Origin of the sequence: Pseudomonas sp. RGB, from assembly GCF_007713445.1 — a bacterium.
Lineage (GTDB): Bacteria > Pseudomonadota > Gammaproteobacteria > Pseudomonadales > Pseudomonadaceae > Aquipseudomonas.
This window is the reverse complement of sequence record NZ_VMSH01000002.1, coordinates 138372-153277: the sequence shown is the minus strand read 5'-3', so window position 1 is coordinate 153277 and position 14906 is coordinate 138372. Positions and strand designations below refer to the sequence as shown.

Sequence of the window (14906 nt, the reverse complement as noted above, 5' to 3'; positions counted from 1 at the left end):
TGTTTGTAGGATATCGACCTCGAGTGGCGTAGGTGATTTCCATAATACTGTTTTTATATACAGTGTTTTAAGGGCTGTTGCCTGATGGGAAGCAAATGAGTGAAAAACGGGCCTGTGGCAAAAAAAGGCAACTCCGTTAGGTTGAGGTTCTCTCCTTCAGGAAGGGAGAGTTCTTAATCACTATCAATGGAGTCACACATGAATAAACCACAAACCCAGACACCTCTTCGCCATGGTCGTGTCACGTCCCCTTCCAGCCGTGGCGCAGTCGCCGTGGATCTTGGCCTGCTGGCTACCTGGCAGGTCAATGAAATGGAAGGCGGCAAGAACTTTCCGGCACTGATTGCCGGTCCGTTCCCGGCGCCTTATCAAACCGACAGTGACAGCGTCACCCCACCCGCCGACGGCTTCATCCTCAGCGGCGGCAAGACCGATGCCCGTGACTGCATCAACTTCACCAACGAGGAAATGGCCAAGAAACTCAACCGCGCCTTCACCTGGCCGCTGCTCAATGTCGACCCGGGTCAGACCTTCAAGGTCACCTGGGAATACACCGCGCCGCACACCACCCGTGGCTATCGCTGGCTGATCACCAAGGATGGCTGGGATCCGAAACAGCGCATCACCCGCGCACAACTGGAAACCCAGCCGTTCGCCGAAGACTTCTATACCCAGGTGCCGTACTTCAGCCATGCAGGTGAACTGAAGGCCAAGGTCAATCACGAAGTGAAACTGCCGGCCAACAAAAAGGGCAAGCATGTGATCGTATTGATGTGGATCGTCGCCAACACCGGCAACGCCTTCTATCAAGCCTTCGACGTGGACTTCAAATAAGCCCGCGCCGTTAAACCCATACGTTCTGAAGGATTAGAACATGACAAATATTGACTTCACCTCATTGAAATCGCCGCTGAACGATGTCGCTTCGCTGATGCCGAGCATTGCCGGCAAAAAGATCCTCATGGGCTTCTGGCACAACTGGCCTGCCGGCGCGAGCGACGGTTACCAGCGTGGCCAATTCGCCAATATGAACCTGGCGGACGTGCCGAAGGATTACAACGTGGTGGCCGTGGCCTTCATGAAAGGCAACGGTATCCCAACGTTCAAGCCGTACAACCTTTCCGACGCCGAGTTCCGCCGTCAGGTGGGCGTGCTAAACAGCCAGGGCAGGGCGGTGCTGATTTCCCTTGGCGGCGCCGATGCGCACATCGAGTTGCATAAAGGCAACGAACAGCCACTGGCCAACGAGATTATCCGCCTGGTGGAAACCTATGGCTTTGATGGCCTGGACATCGATCTTGAACAGAGCGCGATTGATTTCGCCGACAACAAGACTGTCCTGCCCGCCGCGTTGAAACTGGTCAAGGACCATTACGCCGGTGAAGGCAAACACTTCATTATCAGCATGGCGCCGGAGTTTCCTTACCTGACCACCGCCGGCAAATACGTCGGTTACATCCAGGCGCTGGAAGGCTATTACGACTTCATTGCCCCGCAGTATTACAACCAGGGGGGCGACGGGATCTGGGTGCAGGAGGCCAACAACGGCAACGGTGCCTGGATTGCCCAGAACAACGACGCGATGAAAGAGGATTTCCTGTTTTACCTGACCGAAAGTCTGGTGAGCGGAACGCGAGGGTTTACCAAAATCCCGGCGGACAAGTTCGTCATTGGTCTGCCGGCCAACGTCGACGCAGCCGCCACCGGTTATGTGATCAACCCCGCAGCCGTGACCAATGCATTCAAGCGTTTGGACGCCAAAGGGTTGTCGATCAAGGGCCTGATGACATGGTCGGTGAATTGGGACAACGGGATCAGCAAAGACCACGTGCCCTACAACTGGGAATTCAGCCGCCGTTATGGGCCGTTGATCACAGGCACTCATCTGTCTGGCCTCGGTGAGGATGAGGCGGATCTCGACGTCGCCAATCGGCAGTAGCGCAAAGAGACATCGGGCAGACGTGCCTGATCTCAAACAGCTGTGTTTATGAGCTGATCGTTGGCTTTATCAAATAGAATCCGATGCCCTCTTTGGGCATCGGATTTTCTGCGTCAGGCTCAAGTTTTCATCCGGTTTTTATGAACTTGCTTTGCTCGTTTTCTGTTGCGCAAGCCCGAAACAGTCTTAGGGAAACGCCGATTACTTGGGCCCCAGAATCTTCGCCAGCTTGTCCGGCGATGGCGCGCCTTGCTGTTGCTGCAACCCGCCCTTGTCATCCAGATAGAAAATCGCCGGCGTCGCCGACAATTCCAGCTCTTCCATCAACTTCATGTTGGCATCGAGCTTGGCTTCGATGTCCGCCGGGATCTTGTCCAGCGCCTGCAATTTGCTGCCTTTGCCGGCGGCTTCGTGTTCTTCCAGGGCTTTTTGCGGGTCTTTGGCGGCGAACAGCGCAGCCGACTTGCCTGGGCTGTCCTCGCGGATAATGCCCACCATGATATGGCGCAACTGCACCTTGCCGGCTTTTACCCACGGCCGTGCCTGTTCCCAGAACATGTTGCAGTAAGGGCAGTTGGGGTCGCTGAACAGGTAGACGATACGTGGCGCGTTTTTATCGCCGTCCTGAATCCAGTTGCTGTGTTCCATCTTGGCCCAGACTTCCTTGGCCATCGGCGCATACACCAGTTTTTCCAGGGGCGCGCTGCTCAGGTCTTTACCTTCGGCGTCGTACAGGTTGCCAGCAATCACACTTTTGCCGTCGGCGGTCAGGTACAGCGCCATGCCACGGTTCTGGTACTGCGCGGCGTAGCCGGTGAGGCCGCTGGGCGCATCGAACTTGCCGAGGATCTTGGCGCCTTTGGCTTCGATCTGTTTGATCGGTGCCGGCCAGTCTTCGGCCTGGGCCAGGGTGGCCGCGAGCGTCAGCGGCAGCAGGGTCAGCAGGTGGCGGAGGCTTGGCATGTCGGTTTCCTTTCAGGGGCGGTGTCGAAGGGTTCCATGGCACGGGCCAGGCTGGCTTGGGACAGCTCACCGAGGTGGCTGTTGATCAGGCGCCCATCGGCTTGGTAGAACAGCGTGGTCGGCAAGGCCATGGAGCCCACGGCCTGGCCGAGTCGGCCGCTGGCGTCAAACAATACGTTATCGAGGGTCAGGCCTTGGGTCGCGAGGAAGGTGCTGACGCTTTGCATGCTTTCGGCCTGGTTGACGAACAGGAAGGTCACGTCGGGGCGCTGGTGCTGGGCGCGCTCCAGTACCGGCATTTCCCGGCGGCATGGTGGGCACCAGGTGGCCCAGAGGTTGATCACCAGCGGGCCGCCTTTGTAGTCGGCCAGTTGCACCACGTCGCCATTGGCGTTGCGCAAGGTGATGTCCGGCAGTTGCGCGCCTTTGTCGTACAGGCTCAGGGATAAGCTGGTCAGGCCCCAGAACACCAAGCCAGTGACCACCCCGGCGCTCAACGGTTTGCGCAGGGCAGGGCGGCGCCAGCCGTACAACAGTGCGCCAATTACCAGTGCAATCACGCCGGGCCAGGCGAGGAAACCGCCGTCGCGCAGGTCGACCATCTGCAGGGGATCGCGGCTGTAATCGCTCCAGTACATCACGACAAAGCTGACGCGCGCGGCCAACATGCCCAACAGGAACAGGGTGAACAGCACCGATTCGGGGTTTTCGCCGCCACGCTTGGCCACCCGCCAGCCCACCAGGGTGGCGAGAATCAACGCGCTGATCAGCAGGATGTGATTCAGGGCGATGGCGAAGGTGCCGATGGTCAGGGTCAGCATCAGCGTGCGTCTCGGGTTTGCGTCCAGCGTTGCAGGAAGGCGGCGGCATCCACTTCGCCGGTGATGCGTTGGGCGCGACGTTCTTCACCGTTGGGGCCGATCCACACAAAGCTCGGTGGCCCCGGCACCTTGTAGCGACCCAGCAGCTCACGGCTGGCAGCGTTGTCGGCGGTGACGTCGAGGCGCAGCAGGCGCACATCTTTCAGGGCGTCCATCACCTCCGGTTTGCCGAATACCTGTTTTTCCATGATCTTGCACGACACGCACCAGTCGGCATAGTAATCCACCAGCACCCATTGGCCCTGGGCCTTGGCACTGTCGAGCTGGGTTTGCAGCACGGCCGGGTCATTGATGGTCATGAACGCGTCATGGGCGCTCGGTGCGGCGGCAACCCGCGAGCCACCGTAGACTTTCAGCGGTTGCCAGAGGTCGTCGCTGCCACCGGCCGCGCCCACCACCAGTATTGCGCCCCACAGGCCCAGCACCAGGGAGCCTGCGCCAAACACTTTGGCCGCCAGCCCGTATTCGCGCGCCAGGCCCCAGCCGCAGTAAGCCATCACCAGGGCCAATACGCCCCACAGGCCGAGCCACAGGCTTTCGCCGACCACCGGGCGAATCATCAGCACTGCGGTGCCCAGGAACAGGAAGCCGAAGACGCCCTTGAGCACGTTCATCCAGGTGCCCGGTTTCGGCAGGAAGCGGTTGCCCACCGTCACCAGCAGCAACAGCGGGATGCCGATGCCGATGCCCATGGCGAAGAGAATCAGGCCACCGTGCAGCGCATCGCCGCTCTGGGCGATATACAGCAGCGCGCCGGCCAGTGGCGCGGTCATGCACGGCCCCACCAGCAAGCCGGAGAGCGCACCGAGCACGCCGGCGCCTACCAGGCTGCCGCCGCTTTGCTGACGGCTGACGTTGTCCAGGCGATCACGCAGGAAGGCCGGCAATTGCAGTTCAAAGAAACCAAACATTGGCAGGGCGAGGATCACAAACAGCGCGGCGAAACTGCCAAGAATCCACGGCGTTTGCAGCCATGCAGCGAGGTTGCCGCCGAGCAGCGCGGCCAGTACGCCCAGCGCTGCATATACCAGCGCCATGCATATCACGTAGCTGCTGGCCAGGGCGAAACCACGACGCGGGCTCGCGCCACTGCCGACCACCAGGCCTGCGAGAATCGGCAGCATCGGCAGCGAACACGGGGCAAATGCCAGCAGCAGGCCCAGACCAAAGAACACCAGCAGGCTCCAGCCCAGGCTGCGCTGTTGCAGGCCGCTGGCCAGGCTCTGGTCCTGGGCTTGTGCGGTGGCGGCGACGGCGGGGTTGCCGCCCAGGTCCACGGTGATCGACTGCGGCGGGTAGCACAGGCCGGCATCGGCACAACCCTGCCAGCCGAGCTTGACCTGGCCGGTGGCGCCGGCTGGAATCTTCACTTCCAGGCCCTGGCGATACACTTGCTGCTCACCGAAGAACTCGTCGCTGTGGGCTTCACCCTGCGGCAATACCGGCTTTTCGGCCAGGCCGTCGAACTTCATGCGTTGCTGGTACAGGTAGTAACCGTCGGCAATCTGCCAATACAGCTGAGTCTCGCCAGACTCCAGGCGTTCGGAGGTAAAGGTGAAGGCTTTGCCCACCGGGAGGAAATCGGGTTTGCTTTCAAAAGGGTTGCCCGGCGCGGCCTGGGCGAATCCCGCGAACATTACCAGTAGAAAGGTAAACAGATGCCGCATGGTCAAGCCTTAGTTTGGTGCAAGTTAGGGACACAATGTGTGGCGTTGATTAACCGATGATTAACCGGGGGCTATTCTAAAGTGAAGGGCGTGTCTGAGCGCGCCTCTTTTCACGGCATAATCGGCGCTTAATCCGCTGCACCTTTAATTCTCCCCATCTTTCATGAAGGGTTCACCATGCACGTACTGGTCTGTGAAGACGACGAACTGATCGCCAGCGGCATCGTGGCCGGCCTCGGCGCTCAGGGCTTTACCGTCGAACGCGTGGCCACGGCCGCGGCTGCACGGGCGATGCTCAAGGCGGCCACGTTCGACATCATGGTGCTCGACCTCGGTTTGCCCGACGAAGACGGCCTCAAGCTGCTGCAACAGCAGCGCAGCCAGGGACTGGAGATTCCGGTGCTGATTCTGACGGCGCGCGATTCTGTGACCAACCGTGTCGACGGCCTGCAAGCCGGTGCCGACGATTACCTGCTCAAGCCCTTCGACCTGCGCGAGCTTGCCGCCCGCCTGCAAACCCTGCTGCGGCGGGTGGCGGGGCGCCGGGTCAACCTGATCGAACACGGCCGCCTCGCCTACGACCCCAGCAGCCGCGAAACCTTCCTGGGCGGCGAGCCGGTGGATCTTTCCCGTCGCGAACAAGCGTTGTTGCAGGCCTTGTTGCATAACAAAGGCCGGGTGCTGTCCAGCGAACAGCTCAAGGACAGCGTCTACGGTTTTAACGACGAACTGGAAAGTAACGCCCTCAACGTGCATATCCATCACCTGCGGCGCAAATTGGGCAACGGCATCGTCGAGACCGTACGCGGCCTCGGTTATCGCCTGGGCACGGCCGATGGTGGCGTGGCCGATGATGGAGAACACGCCTCGTGATGAGCCTGCGCCTGCGCCTGACGTTCAAGCTGGGCGCTGCTTTCGTGCTGATCTGGCTGCTGGCGGCGGCCTGGATGCTCAACGATCTGCGCAACCAGATGATGTTCTCTCTCGACCAGCGTCTGGTGGCGTCGGCGCGCATGGTCGCGGGGTTGACCGAGCAGATGCCGGGCCTGGCCAGTGTGAGCGGCGGTACGCACCTGCGCACCGAGCAACTGAATGTGCCGGGTGGCATGGCCTGCCAGGTCAGCTCCCTGCGTGGGGAAGTTCTGGCGCGCAGCCACATGACCCCGGATGAAGGCCTGGAGTCGCGCAAGAGTGGCTTTCGCGATCAAGTCATCGACGGCGTCGGCTGGCGCAGTTTCACTCTGTCCCGGGGGGACTTGTTGATCACCACGGCCGACCGCCAGGTGGAGCGCGAGGCGCTGAACCTGTCGATCCTGCTGGCGGCTTCGGTGCCGGTCGGCGTAGCCTTGCTGGGTTGCCTGTGCCTGCTGTGGCTGGGCATCGGCCAGAGCCTGCTGCCGCTCAACCGCATGCGTGACGCGTTGATGCGACGCAGCGCCGATTCGCTCGAACCCTTGCAGATTCACCCCTTGCCCAGCGAGCTTAAACCGCTGCTCGACACCCAGAACCAACTGTTGCAACGCATCGCCAAGACCATCGAGCGTGAGCGCCGCCTCACCGGTGACGCCGCGCATGAGTTGCGCAGCCCGCTGACGGCGATCAAGACCCACCTGCAAGTGGCGCGCATGACCGACGGCGCGGCGCGCGACCAGTCCCTGGCCCATGCCGAGGAGGGCGCTGACCGCCTGCATCGCACCCTTGAGCAATTGCTGCTGCTGGCGCGTGTGGAAGGCAGCCTGTCGTTCGATGACGGCCTGCAATCGAGCGCCGAACAGGTCGCGCGGCTGGCGATCCAGGATGCCAACGCCGGCGACAACCGGCGTATCGACCTGATCCTGTCGGCCAACCTTACCGATACGCCGGTGGAAATGCCGGTGGCCCTGGCGGTCGCGGCCTTGCGCAACCTGCTGGATAACGCGCTGCGCCATACGCCGGGTGATACCCGGGTGGAGCTGAGTGTGTTCACCACTGCCGACACGGTGGTGTTCCGCGTGCGTGATCATGGCAAGCAGATTTCCAGTGAGGACCTGCAATACCTGACCCAACGCTTCTGGCGCAATGGCAGCAGCGAGGGCTGCGGGCTGGGTCTGGCGATTGTGCAGGCGATTGTGCAGCGCTGCTCCTGCTCGCTGAAATTCGACAGTCAGGCAGATGGCTTGCGGGTCGATCTGGGGATGCCGCTGCGGCGCTGAGCACTTTTCTTCAAGCACCAAATAGTTACCGCCCGCCTGACATTCTTCCCTTCAGGATGGCGGTAATTTTTTTGCGCTTGAGCGGGCTGAATGACTCGGCCTGTACTGAAAAGGACGGTTCTTATGTTGGTGGTCGATAGCAGTTTCCCCGCCAGGGGTTTCAATGAGCGTAACGCTGAGCCCGTGCGGCAGGTGGTTTTGCATTACACCGCGGCGCCTTTTGCTTCATCCCTGCGTACGCTCACGCAAGAGGGTGTCAGCGCTCACTACTTGCTGCCCGATCCGGATGACCCTGGCTACCGCGCCACCGGCCATGACGAATTGCGCGTGTTTCGGCTGGTGGACGAGGATAAGCGTGCGTGGCATGCCGGGGTCAGTTATTGGGGTGGGCGGGATGATCTCAATAGCCGGTCGATTGGTGTCGAGATTGTTAATTTGGCGCGGGATGAGGGGGGCGTGTTTACGTTTCCAGCGTATGGCGAAGAACAGGTTGATGTGTTGATTGCGTTGGTTCGCGATGTCCTTGGGCGCTATCCGCAGATTGGGCCTGCCGATGTGCTTGGGCATTCGGATGTTGCCTATTGGCGCAAGAGCGATCCGGGGCCTCGGTTGCCTTGGCGGTGTTTGTTCGAGGCAGGGGTTGGGGCCTGGTTTGATGAGGCGACGCGGGGCATGTACCAGCGGCGGTTTTGTCTTGGGTTGCCGCCGGAGGTTGAGGTGGAGCGGGCGTTTCAGCGGTATGGGTATAAGCCGGCCCAGAATCGCCGGGCGTTTGAGCTGCGGACGCGGGCGTTTCAGATGCACTTTCGGAGTCGGGATTATGGTGGGGTTTTGGATGGGGAGACGTGTGCGATTTTGTATGCGTTGAATGATCGGTATCGGGGGATTTGAGTGCTCTTTTTGTTTTGGGGGGTGTACATATCCGTTGCTGCGGTAACGGCTTCGTAGGGTTGCGCTCTTACAGCCAGCCCTTTCAAGGTCTTTGCCTAAATCGCGTCCTACGCCCATTCCAGGCTGAAATTAAGAAAAAAACGAGTTGAATTTGGTTCAGCTAGCATCTCTTTTGGTTAAAAAATGATCATTTTTTGAGGCTTTTTCCAAAGACCTTGAAAAGGCTGGCTCTTACAGCGGGTCACTTTTGGCAAACGCCCTGTACGGACCGGACACATGGTTGACGGGGCCTGTCAGATCAAAAGCAGAGCACGGCGACCTGGTAGCCGCCTGAGTGGTAGAAGCAAAAGCAGGGCAACAGCACAGCAACAGCACAGCAACACACCTCTATCTGATGCACTGAGCTCCAAATGTGGGAGCGAGTACAGCTGCTAGCATCGCAGTGCTTTTGCTTTTCTGTGGGAGCTGGCTTGCCTGCGATGCAGACAACTCGGTGTGTCAGGCATAACCAGTTGATGCCATCGCAGGCAAGCCAGCTCCCACTTTTGATTGAGTTCAGCCTTCAAGATCAGGTCGGCTGTCAGGCCGCCTCGCTTTTGCTTTTGATCTAACCACTAGGCCGAGGTAAGGGCGGAACCCCTGCCCGCCATTACCAAAAAGCCGGATATGCCCCACCTCAAAAAACCACAACAAGCCTAAATCCCCCACTCCCTGGTGCGTCTCCAGAACATGAAATCCGCGCGCGCGCGGATCGCCAGTTTGGTCACCCCACCCGCGTATTGAGGGATCGAGAGATGTCAGTCGCTACCAGCCGTATCGAAGACGCCCCGGTGCACGCCAGCCCGGCGTGCGCAGAAACACTCTACCAATTCGAAGAAACCCCGATACTGGCCCGCCAACGCCAGCAGGAATCCAACGCCCGCAGCTATCCTCGGCGTATCCCCCTGGCGCTCAAGCGTGCCAAGGGCATCTATGTGGAAGACGTTGAAGGCCGTCGTTTCATCGACTGCCTGGCCGGCGCTGGCACCCTGGCGTTGGGCCACAACCACCCGGTGGTGATCGAAGCCATTCAGCAGGTTCTGAGCGACGAACTGCCGCTGCACACCCTCGACCTGACCACTCCGGTGAAAGACCAGTTCGTGCAGGACCTGTTCGGCCTGCTGCCGACCGAACTGGCACGTGAAGCGAAAATTCAGTTCTGCGGCCCCACCGGCACCGATGCCGTCGAAGCCGCACTGAAGCTGGTGCGCACCGCCACCGGGCGCAGCACCGTGTTGTCTTTCCAGGGCGGTTATCATGGCATGAGCCAAGGCGCGCTGAGCCTGATGGGCAGCCTGGGGCCGAAAAAGCCCTTGGGCGCTTTGCTCGGCAATGGCGTGCAATTTCTGCCTTACCCTTACGACTACCGTTGCCCCTTCGGCCTGGGCGGCGCCGAAGGCGTGCGGGTCAACCTGCATTACCTGGAAAACCTGCTCAATGACCCGGAAGCCGGCGTGTTGTTGCCGGCGGCAGTGATTGTCGAAGTGGTGCAGGGTGAAGGTGGCGTGATCCCGGCCGATCTCGACTGGCTGCGCGGCCTGCGCCGCATCACCGAGCAAGCCGGTGTGGCGCTGATCGTCGATGAAATCCAGAGCGGCTTCGGGCGCACCGGCAAGATGTTTGCCTTCGAGCACGCCGGCATCATCCCGGACGTGGTGGTGATGTCCAAAGCCATCGGCGGCAGCTTGCCGCTGGCGGTGGTGGTGTATCGCGACTGGCTCGACACTTGGTTGCCAGGCGCACACGCCGGAACATTCCGTGGCAACCAGATGGCGATGGCGGCGGGCTCGGCGGTGATGCGCTACCTCAAGCAACACGACCTGGCCGGCCACGCCGCCGCCATGGGCGAACGCCTTGGCGAGCACCTGCGCATTCTGCAGCGCGACTTCCCGCAGTTGGGGGATATTCGGGGACGTGGGCTGATGCTCGGCGTGGAACTGGTCGACCCGAGCGGCGCCGTCGATATCCAGGGCCATCCGCCTGTGCATCGCCAACTGGCGCCGCTGGTGCAGCGCGAATGCCTCAAGCGTGGGCTGATTCTGGAGCTGGGCGGCCGGCACGGCAGTGTGGTGCGCTTCCTGCCGCCGCTGGTGATCACCGCCGCCGAAATCGACCGCGTTGCCGAGATCTTCGGCCGCGCCCTGGCGGCAGCGGTCGCCAACCTCTAATTTTTCGCACGCTTGGTACGTTTCTACAGATATCGGCGCTGCGCGTGGTGCGCAGCCAGTTCTATGAGCGATGGAGAACAGCAATGACCTCAGTATTTGACCGCGACGACATCCTGTTTCAGGTAGTGGTCAACCACGAAGAGCAGTATTCCATCTGGCCCGACTACAAGGCCGTGCCGGAAGGCTGGCGCACCGTTGGCAAGAGCGGCATGAAAAAAGAGTGCCTGGCTTACATCGAGGAAGTCTGGACCGACATGCGCCCGCTGAGCCTGCGCCAGAAGATGGATGGCGCTGCGCTGGCGGGCTGACACGCTGCAATCCAATGTGGGAGCGGGCAAGCCCGCTCCCACATAAAGCGTTATAGCGGTGGGTTGGTGTACAGGTAATCCGTCGCCAACGAAGCCAACGTCCGCACGCCCACCACCAGCGCCGACTCATCCACAAAGAAGCCCGGATTATGATTCGGCGCCGCTTTGCTCATGTCTTGATCCCTTGGCGTCACCCCCAGAAACACAAACAGCCCCGGCGCTTGCTTGGCATAGAACGAAAAGTCCTCCGCGCCGCCCACCAATGGGGCCTGCACCACATCATCCTTGGCCGCCCAGCGCAGGCTTGGCAGCATGCTCTCGGTCAGCGCCGGGTTATTGATGGTCGGGTCGTACTTCTCGATGATCGTGACTTCGGCCTTGGCGCCGCCACTCTCGGCGATTTTCTCTACCGTCTGGCGCACGTCGGCGTGCAGCTTCTGACGAATGCCGTAGTCGTAGGAGCGAATGGTGCCGCTCATGTCCACCGACTCGGGAATGATGTTGTAGCGCGTGCCGCCGTTGATGGTGCCAATGCTCACCACCGATGGAAATGACGAGATGTCGGTGCGACGGCTGACCACGGTTTGCAGGCCGACAATGGTCTGCGCGCCGACGGTGATCGGGTCGATGCCGTCCCAAGGGCGGCCGGCGTGGGTCTGTTTGCCAAGGATCTTGATGCGCAGGTCATCGGAGCTGGCCAGGGTCGGGCCCGGGCGGTAGGCGATTTGCCCGGCAGGCACGCCGGCCCACACGTGCAGGCCGAATACCGCGTCGGGCTTGGGCGCTTGCATCACGCCTTCCTGCACCATCATCTTCGCGCCCCAGGTGTTTTTGCCGTCGGGGATAAAGTCGCTTGGGCCTTCTTCGGCCGGCTGGAAGTAAAACACCACCGTGCCCGGCAGACGGTCGCGCATGCCGGTGAGAATCTTCGCCGTGCTCAGCAGGATCGCGGTGTGGGCGTCGTGGCCGCAGGCGTGCATCACGTCGACTTCCTTGCCCAGGTAGGTGCCCTTGGCTTTGGAGGCGAAGGGCAGGTCGGCGACTTCCTTGATCGGCAGCGCGTCCATGTCCGCGCGCAGGGCCACGGTTGGGCCGGGCAGGGCGCCCTTCAAGATCGCGACGACGCCGGTACGCGCCACGCCGGTTGTTACCTCAAGGCCCAACGCGCGCAGTTGCTTGGCGACCAGCTCGGCGGTGCGGGTTTCGGTGTTGCCCAGTTCGGGGTGGGCGTGGATATCGCGGCGGGTTTCCAGTAACGCCGGTTCAAGGATTTTTGCCTGCGCGGCGATTTCCTCCCGGGCGCTCTCCTGGCCGCTGCTGGCGGCAATCACTGCACTGCTGGCTAGCCCGCAGAGCATTCCGAAAACCCATGGGTGTGTCAGACCGTTCAAACGCATAAGTACCTCTCCCTCTTTATTGTTGTGGTTCTTTCTCCTGCACGGTGCCGGCAGTGACCACCTGCACACTCAAGCGCGGCGTCGCCAGGTCGAGTCCGGCTTCATCCAGCTGACGCTTGAGCGCCAGGTTGAACGCCCGCGACACTTCCCACTGCTTGATCGGCGCGGTCTTGAACCGCGCCCGCAGGATCGCACTGCCGGACTCAAAGCTTTCCACGCCCTGAATCTCCAGCGGCGACCAGATGTTGCGGCGTTGCAGTGGGTCGTTGCGCATTTTCTGGCCGACGTCGCGCATCAACTTGATCGCGTCATCGATTTCCATGTTGTAGGGGATCGCCACGCGGAAGATCGCGTAGCCGAATTCACGCGAGTAGTTCTTGATGCTCTTGATTTCGCTGAACGGGATGGTGTGCACGATGCCGTCGATGTCGCGCAGGCGCACCGTACGGATGGTCAGGCCTTCGACGGTGCCAAGGTGGCCGCCGACATCCACGTAGTCGTCGATGGCCAGCGAGTCTTCGATGATGATGAACAGGCCGGTGATCAAGTCCGCCACCAGCGACTGTGCACCAAAACCGATGGCAATACCGATCACACCGGCACCGGCCAGCAGCGGCGTAACGTTCATGCCCATGTTCGCCAGCGCCACGATGGCGGCGATGATGAAAATGGTCACAAACAGCACGTTGCGGATCAACGGCATCATCGTCTGCGCACGCGCGTTCGCGAGGCCTTTGCGCGAGCGGGTCAGGGCGTGGTGGATGGCGGTGTCGCTGAGGATCCAGATCAGCCAGGCAAACAACAGCGTGCCGCCAAGGCCAAACAGCTTGACGCTGATTTCATGGCCGTCGCCTTCGGTAAAGCGAATCATCGACAGGCCCCATACACGCAGGCCGAGTTCGATAAACACCAGCCACACCACTAAGTGAGCCAGGGTATACACGAAGCTTTTCAGGCGATCGGAGTACAGCGCGTGGCGCTTGTGCCCACGCTGCGGCTTGAGCGCGTGGCGGCGCACCAGGCCGTTGATGACCATGCACAACACCAGCAACACCGTGCACAACAATGACTGGCGCAAGGCGGTGCTGGTGTCGCCGGCGGACAGGAAGGTGGCGAACAGTGAAATGCCCACCAGCAACAATGCCGGCAAGTACCAGAAGGTGCCGATGATCGACAGGGTATCGGTGAGGGCACGGCGCGTAAGGCGCCGCGACAGCGGCTGGTTGCGGATCAGGTGCGCGATCGGCCGGCGAAAACGCAGGATAAACACGCCGGTGGACAGCGCCGCCATCACATTGGCGACCGTCGCCGCCGTGTGGGCCAGATGCTGGCCCAGGGCCGTTACCAGCCGTGGGTCGCTCAGGGCTTCGCCAAAGGCGGCGAAACTGCCGATCCACCACAATGGACGGAAGGCTTGGTGACGCAGGATATACAGCGCCCGGTGGCGGTGCGGGCCGTCGAGTACGGAGAATGCAATCACGCAGATCGCCGAGAAACAGGTGCCGACCACCAGCGCGTAAGCCAGCACCATCGCCAGGGATTTACCCAGGGACGAAGGCAGGGCGTAGCTCAGGTAAACGGTGATCACCAAGGCGATCAGCCACGGCCCCAACTTGCGCAGGGCGAAGCGCAGCATGTCCCAGGTGCGCGGGTGTTGCGGCAGTTCTTCGGGCAGGCCGAAACGTTCGCGTAGACGGTGGCTGAGCCAGATCAGCGCGGCGGCCAGCAGGCTCCACACGGCCAGGATCACGGCAAAACCGAAGATGATCGGCAGCCATTCACTGGCGGGCAGCATCAGGGCGCCCAGTTCATCCTTGGCCAGTTCGACCTCGTTGGACCAGCGTTGCACCGGGCTGTCGGCGCCGGAGAACTGCTGTTCGAGGTCGGACAGCGTGCTGCCGATCAACCCGAGCACGCCTTGTTCAGCGGCGGGTTGGGCTTTTTGCGTGGCTTCGCGCAGTTTCTTCAGGTCGCTCAACAGCTGGGTGCGCTGCTGGTCGTTTTCGAGGGTCTTGATCACCTCGTCCAGCGACTGCCCCAGCGGCACATCGGCCTGGGGTTGAGTCTTGTTGGCGCTGCCGAGCAGGCCGGGCAAGCTCACGGCTTGGGCAGGCGCTATCGGCAGCAACATCAGCAGGGCAATCAGGCAGTAGCAGGGCAGAGCAAAAAGACGCGAGAGCACGAGGCGGTCAACCTTGAAAACGACGAATTGACCGAGTGTACGAGGCCGTTATGCCCAATGCGAGTGCATTTGTCATTCCGCCAGTTTGGCGAGGATCTTGTAAACCACGGTGCCGAGGATCAGCAGCATACCAATCCACATGCCAAACACGCCGACCGGCTTGTCGCGAAAGTTGAAGCCGACGGCCAGCAGGATCATGCCGATGAGGATCGGGATGAGCATGGCGTGGAAGGAGGACATGGAGATCATGGGGCGACGGCCTTGTCAGAGTGGGAATAC

Annotated in this window: 12 protein-coding genes and 1 pseudogene; 7 read left to right on the top strand and 6 right to left on the bottom strand. The window is 61.2% G+C overall.

All coding sequences use genetic code 11. From position 1 onward, the window contains the following. Window positions 1–198: 198 nt before the first annotated feature. Both FPT15_RS04380 and FPT15_RS04375 read left to right on the top strand, forming a co-directional pair. The gene (locus FPT15_RS04380) at window positions 199–834 is read left to right on the top strand and encodes a lytic polysaccharide monooxygenase auxiliary activity family 9 protein (RefSeq protein WP_145158819.1); all 636 of its coding nucleotides are present in this window, start codon (window positions 199–201) and stop codon (window positions 832–834) included. Window positions 835–874: 40 nt separating this feature from the next. Continuing rightward, window positions 875–1873, top strand: a pseudogene (locus FPT15_RS04375) (chitinase); the annotation flags it as partial. Window positions 1874–2140: 267 nt separating this feature from the next. Here the strand turns inward: FPT15_RS04375 and dsbG are convergent. The 3 genes from dsbG to dsbD are packed head-to-tail and all read right to left on the bottom strand — an operon-like array spanning window position 2141 to window position 5450. Further along, a complete protein-coding gene (gene dsbG, locus FPT15_RS04370; RefSeq protein WP_106576498.1) occupies window positions 2141–2902 on the bottom strand; it encodes a thiol:disulfide interchange protein DsbG in 762 nt (253 codons plus the stop codon). Then, window positions 2878–3723: a TlpA disulfide reductase family protein gene (locus FPT15_RS04365; RefSeq protein ID WP_145158815.1), complete on the bottom strand. Its 846-nt coding sequence runs from the start codon at window positions 3721–3723 to the stop codon at window positions 2878–2880. The genes dsbG and FPT15_RS04365 overlap by 25 nt, the downstream gene beginning before the upstream one ends. After that, entirely contained in the window at window positions 3723–5450 is a 1728-nt protein-coding gene (gene dsbD / locus FPT15_RS04360; RefSeq protein WP_145158813.1) for a protein-disulfide reductase DsbD, read from the bottom strand. Before dsbD ends, FPT15_RS04365 begins: the two co-directional genes overlap by 1 nt. 177 nt (window positions 5451–5627) lie before the next feature. Between dsbD and FPT15_RS04355 the strand changes: the two genes are divergently transcribed. The 5 genes from FPT15_RS04355 to FPT15_RS04330 all read left to right on the top strand — a co-directional run bounded on the left by FPT15_RS04355 (window position 5628) and on the right by FPT15_RS04330 (window position 11048). Next, on the top strand, window positions 5628–6323 hold the full coding sequence (locus FPT15_RS04355; RefSeq protein WP_106576501.1) for a response regulator transcription factor: 696 nt from the start codon (window positions 5628–5630) through the stop codon (window positions 6321–6323). After that, window positions 6323–7642: an ATP-binding protein gene (locus FPT15_RS04350; RefSeq protein WP_145158811.1), complete on the top strand. Its 1320-nt coding sequence runs from the start codon at window positions 6323–6325 to the stop codon at window positions 7640–7642. The genes FPT15_RS04355 and FPT15_RS04350 overlap by 1 nt, the downstream gene beginning before the upstream one ends. A 123-nt stretch (window positions 7643–7765) precedes the next feature. Continuing rightward, on the top strand, window positions 7766–8533 hold the full coding sequence (locus FPT15_RS04345; protein ID WP_145158809.1) for an N-acetylmuramoyl-L-alanine amidase: 768 nt from the start codon (window positions 7766–7768) through the stop codon (window positions 8531–8533). A gap of 794 nt (window positions 8534–9327) precedes the next feature. Beyond that, window positions 9328–10740: an aspartate aminotransferase family protein gene (locus FPT15_RS04335; RefSeq protein ID WP_145158805.1), complete on the top strand. Its 1413-nt coding sequence runs from the start codon at window positions 9328–9330 to the stop codon at window positions 10738–10740. Between the two features lie 83 nt (window positions 10741–10823). Next, a complete protein-coding gene (locus tag FPT15_RS04330) occupies window positions 10824–11048 on the top strand; it encodes an MbtH family protein (RefSeq protein ID WP_028617283.1) in 225 nt (74 codons plus the stop codon). Window positions 11049–11098: 50 nt separating this feature from the next. Here FPT15_RS04330 and FPT15_RS04325 read toward each other — a convergent pair whose 3' ends face one another. From FPT15_RS04325 to FPT15_RS29715, 3 genes are all read right to left on the bottom strand, one after another. Next, complete coding sequence (locus FPT15_RS04325; protein ID WP_145158803.1) at window positions 11099–12445, bottom strand: amidohydrolase; 1347 nt, start codon at window positions 12443–12445, stop codon at window positions 11099–11101. Window positions 12446–12461: 16 nt separating this feature from the next. Next, window positions 12462–14627 carry a mechanosensitive ion channel family protein gene (locus FPT15_RS04320; RefSeq protein WP_145158801.1) on the bottom strand — a complete coding sequence of 722 codons (2166 nt, stop codon included), beginning with the start codon at window positions 14625–14627 and terminating at the stop codon, window positions 12462–12464. 72 nt (window positions 14628–14699) lie between these two features. Then, window positions 14700–14876 carry a hypothetical protein gene (locus FPT15_RS29715; RefSeq protein WP_178119653.1) on the bottom strand — a complete coding sequence of 59 codons (177 nt, stop codon included), beginning with the start codon at window positions 14874–14876 and terminating at the stop codon, window positions 14700–14702. Between the last annotated feature and the right edge of the window lie 30 nt (window positions 14877–14906).

Excerpts from the sequence above, each read along its gene's own strand:
- FPT15_RS04330 (WP_028617283.1), top strand. The coding sequence starts at position 10,824 with ATGACCTCAGTATTTGACCGCGACGACATCCTGTTTCAGGTAGTGGTC.
- FPT15_RS04355 (WP_106576501.1), top strand. The coding sequence starts at position 5,628 with ATGCACGTACTGGTCTGTGAAGACGACGAACTGATCGCCAGCGGCATC.
- dsbD (WP_145158813.1), bottom strand. The coding sequence starts at position 5,450 with ATGCGGCATCTGTTTACCTTTCTACTGGTAATGTTCGCGGGATTCGCC.
- FPT15_RS04365 (WP_145158815.1), bottom strand. The coding sequence starts at position 3,723 with ATGCTGACCCTGACCATCGGCACCTTCGCCATCGCCCTGAATCACATC.
- FPT15_RS04335 (WP_145158805.1), top strand. The coding sequence starts at position 9,328 with ATGTCAGTCGCTACCAGCCGTATCGAAGACGCCCCGGTGCACGCCAGC.
- dsbG (WP_106576498.1), bottom strand. The coding sequence starts at position 2,902 with ATGCCAAGCCTCCGCCACCTGCTGACCCTGCTGCCGCTGACGCTCGCG.
- FPT15_RS04350 (WP_145158811.1), top strand. The coding sequence starts at position 6,323 with ATGAGCCTGCGCCTGCGCCTGACGTTCAAGCTGGGCGCTGCTTTCGTG.
- FPT15_RS04325 (WP_145158803.1), bottom strand. The coding sequence starts at position 12,445 with ATGCGTTTGAACGGTCTGACACACCCATGGGTTTTCGGAATGCTCTGC.
- FPT15_RS04345 (WP_145158809.1), top strand. The coding sequence starts at position 7,766 with ATGTTGGTGGTCGATAGCAGTTTCCCCGCCAGGGGTTTCAATGAGCGT.
- FPT15_RS04380 (WP_145158819.1), top strand. The coding sequence starts at position 199 with ATGAATAAACCACAAACCCAGACACCTCTTCGCCATGGTCGTGTCACG.
- FPT15_RS29715 (WP_178119653.1), bottom strand. The coding sequence starts at position 14,876 with ATGATCTCCATGTCCTCCTTCCACGCCATGCTCATCCCGATCCTCATC.